Genomic DNA, 12745 nt, shown 5'->3' with positions numbered 1-12745 from the left:
ACGGCAGCCCCCAGGTCACCGCCCTTCGAGGAGGACGTGCAGCTCGCGCTCCTGGTCGCCGGAGGCGGAGGTCAGGTCACGCACGGTGAACATCGAGTCCAGCGTCAGGCGCAGGCGGTCGATCGCCCAGTAGCCGCCGTGGGCGTCGGCCTCGACGGTGGAGGCCAGCCGGGCCGGGACCGGACACTCGCGCGCCTCGGTGACCTCGAAGGTGCCGAGCCACACCATGGGGCGGGTCTCGTGCAGTTGCTGCGGCACGTCGTCGCTGCCGCGGTCCGATTCGAAGCAGGCGCACAGGGCGTCGAAGACGATCCGGGCGTCCTCCTTGCTGCATCCGCTGATCTCGACGGAGACGGACTCCTCGTGCGGTCGCTCGCGGTCCATCGTGATCGCTCCTCTCGTGCGGGGCACATCCCCAGAAAACCACCGATTTCCCAGGGAGGCACGAGCGATGCGCCCCGCGGTCCGCCGATCCGCGGATTCGGGCGGACCGGCGGACCGAGGGAGCGCTCAGCCGCGGGTGAACCGGTAGGTCCTGCTGTCCGTGAGGATGCAGAAGCCCGGGGACATCACGATCACCCTCAGGGTGCCGCTGCGGCGGTCGTAGTCGACGCCCTCCGTCTCGAAGTCGCCGGTGCAGCCGCTGCGGGTCGGCAGCCGGCGCAGGGCCGTGACACGGCCAAAGACGTCGGAGGCGCCGGCCGGGGCGGAGAGGTCGACCTGGAGGAGCGGCTTGGTCATGCCGAAGAGGCTGCCCTCGGGGTCGTCCGAGGAGCACAGCAGCGTCGTGGGACCGGAGAAGTCGCACCCCTGGACGTCCCGCACGGCGCGGTCCAGGCGGACGGTGGCCGCCTGGGGAAGGTTCGCCGAGGGGGAGGTGGCCGGGTTGGCCCCGGGGGTGGGGAACACCAGCAGCCGCGTCATGGTGCCCCACTCCCCCGCCAGCATCCACTGGCCGTCGGGCGAGATCGCCACCCAGGAGTTGTTCGACGCCTCGCCGGGGCTCAGGGTGTGCACGTACTCGGACCAGCCGCCGCCGGGCGCCTGCACGCGGAACATCTTCGCGCCGCCCGAGTCGCGCTGGTAGGGCTCCACGTAGTGGCCGTCGTACGACGCGTCGGGGTCGCCGACATGGTTCCAGCCGCGGGTGGAGACGCCGACCGGGATGGTGCCGATCCCGGTGTAGCGGTTGGGGCTGCCGGCCGGGAACTCCACCGACGTCAGCCCCTGGCTCTCGTCCAGCGGGCGGGCCCGGTCGGAGCCGGTCTCCGTCCAGGCGTCCGCTGCGGCGGCGGGTTGCCCGGCGGTGAGTACGGCGGCGGCGGTGGTCAGCGCTAACAGTCCGGCCAGCAGACGCATGTGTCGGCTCCTCGATGGGGGGTGGATCTCGCTCGGCGGACAGTCTGGCCCGAGCCGATGGTCATGTACAGGCCAATATTGAGGTTGTCGCGCGGGTCACCGTCCCGGGACCGCGCGATCCGCGGCGCACCGGCCGTTCGGAGCTGGTCACGCCCCTTCCGCGCCCCCGCGGGTCCGCTTCTCGCCCCCTTCGGGCGCGCGGGGGCGTCCTATCCCAGGACGACTCGGTCGGTGCTGAGGGATGGTGGAGAAGGGCGGGGTGGCGTAAGAGAAATGGTTGAGCGTGGTACGGCATGGGGAGTCGGCACGGGGGACAACGTGCCGTGAGGACGGGCGAAGGCGGTGCGTGGGATGGGTGCAGCCGGACCTCCCGTGACAGCGGGCGGCGAACCGGTCCGCGGCCCGGTGCGGCCCAGCGGACTGCTGGACGTCATCGGTGTCGCCTCGATCGTCCTGGACGACGAGGGCCGCATCGTGCTGTGGAGCCCGCAGGCCGAGGAGCTGTTCGGCTATCCGGCGGCGGAGGCGCTCGGCCGGTACGCGGCCCAGATCATGGTGCACGAGCAGCACATGGACGTGGTCGTCAAGCTGTTCGCCGACGTCATGGCCACCGGTGAGGGCTGGGCCGGGGCCTTCCCCATCCGGCACAAGGACGGCTCCACCCACATGGTGGAGTTCCGCAACATGCGGCTGACGGACGCCCGCGGCGACGGCTACGCCCTCGGGCTCGCCGCCGACCAGTCGACGGTCCGCCGGCTGGAGCGGGACGTGGCCCTGTCCACCCGTATGGTCGCCCAGTCCCCCATCGGTCTGGCCGTGCTGGACACCTCCCTGCGGTACGTCTCCGTCAACCCGGCGCTGGAACGCATCGACGGCGTGTCCGCCGAGGACCATCTGGGCCGCACGATGGGCGAGGTGCTGCCCCGGCTGGACGTCGGGCACCTGGAGACCGCGGCCCGGCGGGTGCTGTCGACCGGGCAGCCGCTGGTGGACCGGCCGGCGGTCGGGCGGACCCCGGCCGACCCGGAGCAGGACCACGCCCTGTCGGTGTCGATGTACCGGCTGGAGGACGCGCTGGGCACGGTCCTCGGCGTCGCCCTGTCGGTCGTCGACGTCACCGAGCAGCACCGGGCGGGCGTGGAGGCCGAGGCGGCCCGCCGGCGGCTGGCCGTGATCGCGGACGCCTCCGCCCGTATCGGCACCACCCTGGACCTGTACCGCACGGCGGGCGAGCTGGCGGACGTGGCCGTCCCGGAGCTGGCCGACATCGCGGCCGTGGATCTGCTGGACGCCGTCGTGGGCGGCCGTCCCACGAACCTCGGTCCGGCGCAGGCCGCCGTGATCCGGGCGCTGGCCGTACACGCCGACCGCTCGCCGATGGCCCTGGAGGCGGCCGACCGGCCCGGACAGGTGGCCCGCTACGGCGCCGACCGTCTGGTCACCGAGTGCGTCCGCACGGGGCTGCCGGTGCTGCTGCCGCACGTCGACGAGGCGGACCTGCCGCGGATCGCCCGCTCCCCGGAGGCGGCCGTGCAGCTGGGCCGCGCGGGCGTCCACTCCTATCTCGCCGTACCGCTCATCGCCCGCGGCGAGGTGCTCGGCGCCCTCGACCTCAAACGCACCCGCAATCCGCTGCCGTTCACCGAGGACGACGTCCTGCTCGCCCGGGAGCTGGCGGCGCGGGCGGCCGTGCAGATCGACAACGCCCGCTGGTACCAGAACGCCCGCGACACCGCGCTCACCCTCCAGCGCAGCCTGCTGCCCAGCCATCCCCCGGTGACCGGCGGCCTGGAGGTCGCCTCCCGCTACCAGCCGGCCGGCGCGACCACCGAGGTCGGCGGCGACTGGTTCGACGTCATCCCGCTGGAGGGCGGCAAGACGGCGCTGGTCGTGGGCGACGTGATGGGCAGCGGCATCTCGGCGGCCGCGACGATGGGGCGGCTGCGCACGGCCACCACCACCCTCGCCGCGCTCGATCTGGACCCCGCGCTGCTCCTGGAGCACCTCGACCGGATCACCGCGGGCCTGGACCAGGCCATCGCCACCTGCCTCTACGCCGTCCACGACCCCGCCGTCGGACAGTGCAGGATCGCCAACGCGGGCCATCTGCCGCCCGCCCTGATCCGCGCCGGCCACGACCCCGAACTGCTCGACCTGCCCACCGGGGCGCCGCTGGGCGTCGGCGGGGTGGCCTTCACCACGACCGCGTTCGGCTTCCGGCCCGGCGATCAGCTGGTGCTGTACACCGACGGGCTGGTGGAGACCCGCCGGCACTCCCTGGACGAGCGGCTCGACACCCTGCTCGACCTGCTGCGCGGCCCCACCCTTCCGCTGGACGAGATCTGCGACCTGCTGGTGCGCACCCTGCACCACCCCGACAACCACGACGACGTGGCGCTTCTCATCGCCCGGGCGCGGGAGTCGGACTGAGCCGGTTCAGTCCCAGGTCGGCTTGCGGCCCTGCTCGTTGCCGTAGGACACCGGCCGGCCCGTGAAGGCGTCCAGCAGCACACGGTCGCCGAGGGGCCGCCCGAGCCGCACGGTCACCTCGGTCATCTTGAGATCCGCGGTGCAGTCCCCTTCGCTCGGGTTCCGGATCGACGCGGACAGCACGACGGAGCCGCCGGTCTCCAGCACCTCCACGGCCGGCCCGTCGTCGCAGGAGCCGTGCGCGGCCAGGACGGTGACGGACCGTCCGTCCTCGGCCGTCTCCATCAGCTGCTCCAGCGGCCACAGTTCGTCGCTCGGGGTGTCGGCCGCGGGCCCGATCGGCGGCTTCGGCTGCTTCGAGGGGCTCAGGGCGACGCGCTTGAGCGGGGTGTCGTAGCCGCGCAGGGTGAACAGCCAGGCCGGGACGGTCGCCGGGCCGCGGCTGGTGGCCAGTTCCATGGTGCCGAGCCGGGCCGCGGTCACCACGAGCGCCGGGCCTTCCCCGCCGCTGCGGTCGAGCGTCCCGAACGCCTCGCGCGCGTCCGTCAGCGGCAGGTCGAGCGTGGCCCCGCCGTCCCACTTCACCGTGCCCTGCCGCGGGTGCCGTGCGGGCAGGACGCCGCGGAGCTCGAAGTTCTGCGTCAGGTACGCCTCCTTGTCGGCGCCGCTGCGGAAGGCGTTCTCGGGCAGCTGGACGACGTCGGCCATCGGGTAGAAGCCCCGCCGCCACGCCTCGGCGGCGTCGGAACCGTCCCAGGCCGCGGCGACCCGGCGGGCACGCTCGTTCTCCCCGGCGGGGGCGGTACGCCCCGAGCCGTCAGCGGCGTGTTCCTGACCGCAGCCGGCGGACAGGACGGCGACAAGGCAGAGAAGTGACGCGGTACGGATGCGCATGGGTTCCCCCTGGGACCGGCGAAGTGGTGACCCTTCGACGCACGGAAGCCGTACGACGTTCACCGCTCCCGCCGGCCCCACCGCGGGGCCCTGGGCCCGGGGGCCGGTTCAGCCGGTGCGGGTGCCGATCACGACCTGGGCGTGGAGCTCCTCGTCGACGGCCAGGCGGGTGGCCAGTCCGGCGGCGGTGAAGGCCGCGACCGCTCGGGGGGCCTGACGCTCGCTCGTCTCGACGAGCAGCCGCCCGCCCGGCGCCAGCCAGCCCGGCGCCCCCGCGGCGACCCGGCGCAGCACGTCGAGACCGTCGGCACCGCCGTCGAGCGCGACGAGCGGCTCGTGGTCACGGGCCTCGGCGGGCAGCAGGCCGACCTCGCCGGTGGGGACGTAGGGCACATTGGCCGCCAGGACGTCGACCCGGCCGCGCAGTTCGCCGGGGAGCGCCTCGAAGAGGTCGCCCTCGTGGACGCGGCCGCCCGCGGCGGCGGTGTTGCGGCGGGCGCAGCGCACCGCGGCCGGGTCGATGTCGGCGGCGTGCAGTTCGACCGGACCGAGAGCCGCGGCCAGCGCCGCGCCGACCGCGCCCGAGCCGCAGCACAGATCCACCACCAGTCGGGCGCCGGGGACCTCGGCAAGGGCCTGGCGGACCAGGAACTCGGTGCGGCGGCGCGGCACGAAGACACCGGGTTCGACGGTGATCCTGCGGCCCGCGAACTCGGCCCAGCCGAGGACCAGTTCGAGGGGCAGCCCGGCCGCGCGCCGGCCGGCCATGTCCGCGGCCTCCCGCGGGGTGCGGGCGGTGGCGAGGATCAGCTCGGCCTCGTCCTCGGCGAAGACACAGCCGGCGGCGCGCAGCGCGGCGACCAGCGAGGCGCGGGACGAGGGATCGGGCGCGGCGGCGGAGGGCGGCGGGGAGACGAAGGACGCGGAGGAAGAAGCCGCGGAAGGGGAGGACGCGGAGGAAGAAGGCATGGAAGCCGAGAGCCTTTCGAAGAGCCGAAGGGCGCTCCCGTGGGTCACCCGGTGACGGTGGCCCGCAGTGGCATGAGGTGAGAGCACCCGACCTGACCAGCGGTAATGGGTCTCACCTCCTCGGTCTCGCCCGGCCGGGAGGTTCCACGGCCGGGTGCCCACCCTACACCGGTGATCACACGCCCACCGGCTGTTCCTCCGCCTGCTGCTGGGGTGCCCTGGCCGCCAGGAAGGCCGTACGGCGGCGCAGGCGGAAGCCGAGGGACTCGTAGAGGCGGATGGCGTCGGTGTTGCGCGCGCTGGCGTGCAGGAACGGGGTCTCGCCGCGGGCGCGGATGCCGTGGGCGACCGCGAGGACCAGCCGGCCCGCGAGGCCCTGGCCACGGGCGGCCGGGTCGGTGCAGACGGCGCTGATCTCGGTCCAGCCCGGCGGGTGCAGCCGCTCCCCCGCCATGGCGACGAGGGCCCCCTCACGGCGGATGCCCAGGTAGGTGCCCAGTTCGACGGTCCGCCGGAGGAAGGGGCCCGGCTGTGTGCGGGCGACGAGGCCGAGCATCTCGGGCACGTCGGCGGGGCCCAGCCGGACGGCCTCCGGGTCGGGTGCGGCGGCCAGGCCGTCGTCGGTCATCTGCACCCCCTCCGCCTCGAAGGTGATCTCCCAGTCGGACGGCACCCGGCCCGCGAACCCCGGCAGCGGCACCTCCGCACCCGGGCCGGCGAGCTCCGCCAGGTCCGCCCAGTCCCGGGCGTCCGGCTCGTCGGGCAGCGCCAGCCAGGGCGAGACGTCCAGCGGGTAGCGCATCACCCGGCCGCGCCGTTCGGCGAAGCGGGCGTGCGGGCCGGTGAGGGAGGCGAGGGCCGGGTTGTCCAGCACGTGTGAGCTCATGCCAGGGCAATCCCGCCGGACCGGGGTGCTATTCCCGCAGCTCGGGAGTGTTCATACGGCCTTAACGATCGAGGGTCCGCCCCCGGTCCGGGGCAGCGCCCGCGGACCCGTACGGTTGAATGAGTGAGCAACCCGCACGTCACCTCGTAGGCAGGCACCACCTCCATGAACGTCACCCGAGGCTTCTCCGGACGGCCGCGCGTCGACCGTCCCGGGCTGCCGCCCGGCCAGTACGACGCGGGCGACGACTGGCCCGTGCTGTCCGCGGAGGTCACCCCCGACCTCACGCCCGCGGACTGGACCTTCCGGATCGACGGCCTGGTGCGGCGTCCGAGCAGCTGGGACTGGGACGCGGCGCACGCGCTGCCCGCCTCCGTCTACGAGGGCGACATCCACTGTGTGACGAGCTGGTCGAAGTTCGGCGTCCGCTTCGGCGGGGTGTCCCTGGACGTGTTCCTGGAGGCGGCGGGCCCGCTGCCCGAGGCCACGCACGTCGTCGCGTACGCGCACACCGGGTACACCACCAACCTGCCGCTCGCCGATCTCACCGGCGGCAGGGCGTGGGTCGCATGGGAGTTCGACGGCCGGCCGCTGGCGCCCGAGCACGGCGGCCCGGCCCGGCTGCTGGTGCCGCACCTGTACTTCTGGAAGAGCGCCAAGTGGGTCGCGGGCCTGCACCTCCTCGACCACGACGAGCCGGGATTCTGGGAGCAGAACGGGTACCACCAGCGTGGCAACCCCTGGGAGGAGCAGAGGTTCTCCGGTGACTGACACCGCTTCCACGGCCCCGGTCTTCACTCCCGCGAGCCGGTTCGCGATCCCGGGCCGGATCTCCGTGCCCACCCATGTGGCGACCGTGTGGCAGACCGCCACGCTCACCGGCATCCGCCGCGAGACCCCGCGTACGGCGACCTTCCGCTTCGCGGTGCCGGACTGGGCCGGTCATGTGCCCGGCCAGCACCTCCAGCTGCGGCTGACGGCGCCGGACGGCTACACCGCCCAGCGCCACTACTCGGTCGCGTCCGCGCCGGACGACAGCGGGCACATCGAGCTGACCCTGGACCACGTCGAGGGCGGCGAGGTCTCCGGCTGGTTCCACACCGAGGCGCGCCCCGGCGACACGGTGGAGGTGCGCGGCCCGCACAGCGGCTTCTTCGCCTGGCCGGGCGACCGGCCCGCGCTGCTGATCGGAGCCGGTTCCGGGGTGGTGCCGCTGATGTCGATGCTCCGCCACCACCGCGCGCGGGGACTGGCCGTGCCGCTGCGGCTGGTGGTGTCCGCGCGCAGCCCCGAGGACCTGATCTACGCGGCCGAGTACGGCGCCGAGACGACGCCCGTGTTCACCCGCGGCGCCCCCGAGGGCGTGCCCGTGGGCCGGCTGAGCGCCGCGCATCTGGCCGGGCTGACGGCCGAGCCGCCCGCGGGGGGCTGGGAGGCGTACGTCTGCGGCTCCGACTCCTTCGCCGAGCACGCCTCCCGGCTGCTGGTGGCGGCGGGCCAGCCGGTGGACCGGATCCGCATCGAGCGCTTCGGCTGACCGGCGACGCGTCCGGCGGGCCCGCCCCCAGGGCTCCTCGGGGCCGGCCCCGCTTCCGGCGCGTTCCCGCTCTCCGGTGATCGACTCCGCCCGTACGGGGTACCCGGCCACGGAGGGCACTCCACGCCCCGGCGAGGAGATCGGTATGCGGAACGGGTGGGGCGGCCGGCGACGGCGAACAGCGTGCCGCGCCTCCGGCCGGACGTCGTCGAGGTGCGCACCGCCCGGACCGCGGTCCCGGCCGGCGCCGCCCGCGGCGACCTGGTGGATCCGTGGCCGGACTCCCGGCACCGGCCGGCGGAACGGGAGCGCGACAGGGCACTCACCGAGCCGTGGCGGACCGGCGCAGCAGTGCGTGAACCGCGTGCGGCGAACGGGTCCTGGCGGCTGTGCACGCTCCCACGTACGGTGTGGATCAATCATCCGGCCCTCATCGAAGATCATCCGATCACCAGCGAAGGCGGTCCCGTATGGCCCTGTTCGACCTTCCCCTCGACGAGCTCCGCGCGTACCGCAGCACCTCGGCCGCGCCCGAGGACTTCGACGCCTTCTGGGCCAAGACCCTTCAGGAGGCACGTGAGTTCGACCTGGACGCCCGGTTCGAGCCGGTCGACACCGGCCTGACCACGGTGCGGGTGCACGACGTGACGTTCGCCGGGTTCGGCGGCCATCCGGTGAAGGGCTGGCTGCGGCTGCCCGCGGACGCGGAGGAACCGCTGCCGCTGGTGGTGGAGTTCGTCGGCTACGGCGGCGGGCGCGGACTGCCGCACGAGAACCTGCTGTGGGCGTCGAGCGGGCGTGCGCACTTCGTGATGGACACCCGGGGCCAGGGCAGCGCCTGGGGCGGCGGCGGTGGCACCGCCGACCCGGTGGGCGGGGCGCCCTCCTACCCCGGCTTCATGACCCGGGGCATCGACGCGCCGGAGAACTACTACTACCGCCGGGTGTTCACGGACGCGGTGCGCGCCGTGGAGGCGGCCCGCTCGCATCCGCTGGCCGACGCCTCGCGGACCGCGGTGCTCGGCGCGAGCCAGGGCGGCGGCATCACCCTCGCCGTGGGCGGCCTGGTGCCGGACCTGGTGGCGGTCGCGCCGGACGTGCCGTTCCTGTGCGACTTCCCGCGCGCCACGACGCTGACGGACCGTCACCCGTACCGCGAGGTCGGCCTCTACCTCAAGACGCACCGCGGCCGCACCGAGGACGCCCTGCGCACGCTGTCCTACTTCGACGGCGTGCACTTCGCCGCGCGGGGCCGGGCTCCGGCGCTGTTCTCGGCGGCCCTGGAGGACCAGACCTGCCCGCCGTCGACGGTGTTCGCCGCGTTCAACGCCTGGGGCGGCGCCGACAAGGCCGTCGAGGTCTACGACTTCAACGACCACGAGGGCGGCGGCCCGTTCCACGAGGCGGAGAAGCTGCGCTGGCTGGCGTCGTACGCCTGACGATCCTCGGCCTGCGGCCTTCCCGGCCGTGGACGAGAAAGCCCTGGTGGGGGCCTGGTCCAAGACTTCGGGAGCGTACGGTTTCGGCCGAACCGGCGGTCCGCCCTTCCCTGGTGGTTTAGACCAATGCTAGATCTGGTGGCACAATGAGCCCGCACGGCTACGGTACGTCACCAACAGGAGGCGCGGCATGGACCGCACCATCCCGCACGACCCCCCTCCCCCGGGGGAACCGCTCTATCTGCGGATCGCGGCGGAGCTGCTCGGCGAACTGCGCGACGGCACCATCCCGCCCGGCGAACGGCTGCCGGGGGAACGCCAGTTGGCCGAGCACTTCGGCGTGAGCAGAGAGACCGTACGACAGGCGCTGGAGGTGCTGCGCCGCGACGGCCTCGTCGCCACCGACCGGCGCGGCAGCCACGCCACCCTGCCCGCCGCGCCGGTCGAGCCGCCGTCCGCGCTGGCCTTCCCGGTCGGCTCCCGCGACCTGGGCGGGCCGGGCGCCGTGGACCGGGCCACCGTCACCTGGGAGACGCCCCCGCCGGAGCACGCCGAGGCGCTCGGTCTCGCCCCGCACCGGCCGACCCTGGTCCACCGCTACGAGTCCGCGGCCGCCGACGGACACGGCCGGCGCAGCGCAGTGACCTCCTTCTCGGCGGTGGCGCTCGCCGAGGTCGAGGAGCTGGCCCGTTACCGCTACCGCGCGAACGGCACGGCCTCGGCCCAGCTGCGCCGGGCGTACGACTGGATGCGGCGGGCCGGACTCGCCCTGCACCACCGCGACAGCATCACCCGCCTCACCGACACACCGTCGGTGAGGGTGACACGGCTGGTGCACGACCAGTACGCGCGGCCGCTGGAGATCACGGACCTCGTGATGGACGACCGGCAGGACGCCCTGGTCTACGAGTTCACGGTGCCGGCCGCGGGCTGACCCTCACCGGTCCCCCGCCGGCGGGCCAGCACCGCGCGGACGCGCGGACTGCCGTCGTCGCGCCGCCCGAACTCCGGCAGGGCGAGCAGGTCCACCCGGAATCCGGCCCGCTCCAGCTCGCGCGACACGTCGTCGAGCCGGAAGGTGCGGTAGTACATCACGAACGGCGGCCGCCACACGGCGTTGCGCACCCGCATCACGGCGTCGAAGCCCAGCAGCGTCCAGTAGGCCCGGGACCCCGGGCGCGGCGGGGCGGCCACCGGGAAGGCGAAGCAGCCGCCCGGCCGCAGCGCGGAGTGCACCCCGGCGAACAGTCCGGGCAGCTCGCGCGGCAGGAAGTGGCCGAACGCCCCGAAGCTGACGACCAGGTCGAACGCCTCGCGGAACGGCAGCGCCCGCGCGTCCGCCCGCACCCAGGCGAGCCGTGGCCCGTCGGAGGTGACCTGCCGACGGGCCACGTCGAGCATCCCGGCGCTGAAGTCGACCCCGGTGACGCTGCGCCCGCACACCCCGGCGAGCGCGGCCGTCCCGGCACCCGTGCCGCAGCACAGGTCCAGTCCGTCGTCGTGGGCGCCGGTGCGGCGCAGTGCGGCCGTCATGGCCTCAAGCACCGAGTCCGGCGTGCGGAAAGGCGTGCGGTCGAACTTCGGCGCCAGCAGGTCGTAGCCGTGCTCGACGGACGACAGGGCCTGGACGGCCAGTTCGCGCGGGGTGGGGCCTTCGGGACTGAACATCCCCGTCAGCGTAGTCCCGCCGCCGTCACTTCAGGCGCACCGGCAGCGTGCGCACGCTGTTGCCCACGAAGCTGGAGTGGCGGACCAGCTCGTCCTCCGGGACCGCGAGGCGCAGGCCGGGGAAGCGGGCGAACAGCCGCTCCAGCGCGATCACCGCCTCCGTCCGGGCCAGCGGGGCGCCCAGGCAGTAGTGGGCGCCGTGCCCGAGCGAGAGCGGGCGCACGGCGTCGGGGCGGCGCGGCCTGGTGACGTCGAACCGGCCGGCGTCGGGGCCGTGCACGGAAGGGTCGCGGCCCGCGGCGGAGTAGCCGGCCAGGACCGGGGTCCCGCGGGGCACGAGGGTGCCGCCGACGACGAGGTCGCGCACCGGGTAGCGGAACGGGAAGTAGCTGACCGGGGCGTCCCAGCGCAGGGTCTCCTCCACCACGTCGTCCCAGTCCGCCTCGCCCGCGCGGACCAGGTCGAGCTGGTCGGGGTGGCCGCACAGGGCGCGGACGGCGTTGGTGATCAGGTTGAGGGTGGTCTCGTGCCCGGCGATGATCATCAGGACCAGGGTGCCGATCAGCTCCTCCTGGGACAGCCGGTCGCCGTCCTCCTCGCGCGCGGCGATCAGCGCGCTGGTGAGGTCGTCGCCCGGCGACGCGGCCTTGGCCGCGGCGATCGCCGCGAGGACGGAGACCAGCTCCCGGTTGGCGGCCACGGCCTGCGCCGGAGTGATGTCGGTCGCCACGACCTGACTGGACAGATGGTGCAGCCGGTCGCGGAACTCCGGCTCCACACCCAGGAGTTCACTGATCACGCTCATCGGCAGCGGCAGCGCGAAGTGCCGCCGCAGATCGGCGGATCCTCCCTCCTCGGCGGCCGCACGGGCCAGGCCGTCGAGCAGCTCGTCGGTCAACTCCACGATGCGGGGACGCAGTTGTGCCACCCGGCGGGCGGTGAACGCACGGCTCACCAGGGAGCGCAGCCGGCGGTGGTCGTCGCCGTCGGCGGTGGTCATGCCCCGCACGGTCGCGAAGGTCATGAGCGGCCAGCCCTCGGGTATGCGCCCCTCACGCAGGGCGGTGAAGTGCCGTGCGTCCTTGGCGACTTCGGGGTGGCCGAGGAACTCCTTCAGCGCCTCGTGCCCGAGCACGGCCATGCCCTCGATCCCGCCGGGCATGACGACCGGCGCGACGGCGCCCCGGGCGAGCAGCCGGGCGTTGTCCGCATGCGGGCAGCCCCCGGCCGGGTCCAGGCGATGGGGCGTGGCGGGCGAGGTGTCCACCGGCGAACTCCTTTGTCGTGAGGGGGCGCTCGGGTGCCCCGCGGCGTTCGATTCTGCCTGCCCGCGCCACGCCGAGGAAGGCACCGCCGGAGGCACCGCCGGAGGCACCGCACCGAGCCGCAGCGGAAGACGGCGGGAAAGACACCACGCCAGGCCGCCGAGGAGAACCCCGGACAGACATCACGCCGAGCCGCCGGCAAAGACACCGGACAGGCCGCCGGGGCTGGGAGCCGGGCCCCGAGGCCCCGAGGCCCGGAAGTCGGGGACCGGAGGCCGGAGGCCCGGGAGTTGAGGAC

General features: G+C 74.3%; 12 protein-coding genes. 5 read left to right on the top strand and 7 right to left on the bottom strand.

The features are described 5' to 3' along the window. Positions 1-15: 15 nt before the first annotated feature. Both ACIQGV_RS07710 and ACIQGV_RS07705 read right to left on the bottom strand, forming a co-directional pair. On the bottom strand, positions 16-384 hold the full coding sequence (locus ACIQGV_RS07710; RefSeq protein WP_402491943.1) for a hypothetical protein: 369 nt from the start codon (positions 382-384) through the stop codon (positions 16-18). A gap of 126 nt (positions 385-510) precedes the next feature. Then, complete coding sequence (locus tag ACIQGV_RS07705; RefSeq protein ID WP_402491941.1) at positions 511-1359, bottom strand: hypothetical protein; 849 nt, start codon at positions 1357-1359, stop codon at positions 511-513. A gap of 351 nt (positions 1360-1710) precedes the next feature. On the opposite strand from ACIQGV_RS07705, the gene ACIQGV_RS07700 reads away from it, so the two are divergent. Next, positions 1711-3789, top strand: a complete 2079-nt coding sequence (locus ACIQGV_RS07700; RefSeq protein ID WP_402491939.1) for a SpoIIE family protein phosphatase — start codon at positions 1711-1713, stop codon at positions 3787-3789. A 6-nt stretch (positions 3790-3795) separates the two neighbouring features. On the opposite strand, the gene ACIQGV_RS07695 is transcribed toward ACIQGV_RS07700, so the two are convergent. From ACIQGV_RS07695 to ACIQGV_RS07685, 3 genes are all read right to left on the bottom strand, one after another. Then, positions 3796-4683, bottom strand: a complete 888-nt coding sequence (locus ACIQGV_RS07695; protein ID WP_402491937.1) for a hypothetical protein — start codon at positions 4681-4683, stop codon at positions 3796-3798. A gap of 108 nt (positions 4684-4791) precedes the next feature. Further along, positions 4792-5652, bottom strand: a complete 861-nt coding sequence (locus ACIQGV_RS07690; RefSeq protein WP_402491935.1) for a putative protein N(5)-glutamine methyltransferase — start codon at positions 5650-5652, stop codon at positions 4792-4794. Positions 5653-5827: 175 nt separating this feature from the next. Continuing rightward, on the bottom strand, positions 5828-6538 hold the full coding sequence (locus ACIQGV_RS07685; protein WP_402491933.1) for a GNAT family N-acetyltransferase: 711 nt from the start codon (positions 6536-6538) through the stop codon (positions 5828-5830). A 165-nt stretch (positions 6539-6703) separates the two neighbouring features. Here ACIQGV_RS07685 and ACIQGV_RS07680 point away from each other — a divergent pair, with 165 nt between their 5' ends. The 4 genes from ACIQGV_RS07680 to ACIQGV_RS07665 all read left to right on the top strand — a co-directional run bounded on the left by ACIQGV_RS07680 (position 6704) and on the right by ACIQGV_RS07665 (position 10448). Continuing rightward, the gene (locus ACIQGV_RS07680) at positions 6704-7309 is read left to right on the top strand and encodes a sulfite oxidase-like oxidoreductase (protein WP_402491930.1); all 606 of its coding nucleotides are present in this window, start codon (positions 6704-6706) and stop codon (positions 7307-7309) included. Continuing rightward, positions 7302-8075 (top strand): ferredoxin reductase, encoded by a 774-nt coding sequence (locus ACIQGV_RS07675; RefSeq protein ID WP_402491927.1) that lies wholly within the window; start codon positions 7302-7304, stop codon positions 8073-8075. The genes ACIQGV_RS07680 and ACIQGV_RS07675 overlap by 8 nt, the downstream gene beginning before the upstream one ends. Before the next feature lie 470 nt (positions 8076-8545). Further along, positions 8546-9514, top strand: coding sequence for an acetylxylan esterase (locus ACIQGV_RS07670; protein ID WP_402491925.1), 969 nt, complete (start codon positions 8546-8548; stop codon positions 9512-9514). 190 nt (positions 9515-9704) lie between these two features. Then, a complete protein-coding gene (locus ACIQGV_RS07665; RefSeq protein ID WP_402491922.1) occupies positions 9705-10448 on the top strand; it encodes a GntR family transcriptional regulator in 744 nt (247 codons plus the stop codon). On the opposite strand, the gene ACIQGV_RS07660 is transcribed toward ACIQGV_RS07665, so the two are convergent. Further along, positions 10418-11182 (bottom strand): class I SAM-dependent methyltransferase, encoded by a 765-nt coding sequence (locus ACIQGV_RS07660; protein WP_402491919.1) that lies wholly within the window; start codon positions 11180-11182, stop codon positions 10418-10420. The genes ACIQGV_RS07665 and ACIQGV_RS07660 overlap by 31 nt on opposite strands. A 25-nt stretch (positions 11183-11207) precedes the next feature. Beyond that, complete coding sequence (locus ACIQGV_RS07655; protein ID WP_402491916.1) at positions 11208-12449, bottom strand: cytochrome P450; 1242 nt, start codon at positions 12447-12449, stop codon at positions 11208-11210. Between the last annotated feature and the right edge of the window lie 296 nt (positions 12450-12745).

This window comes from Streptomyces sp. NPDC093094, assembly GCF_044754345.1.
GTDB lineage: Bacteria > Actinomycetota > Actinomycetes > Streptomycetales > Streptomycetaceae > Streptomyces.
Note: the sequence above shows the minus strand (reverse complement) of the source record. Positions and strands in the feature narration are given on the sequence as shown.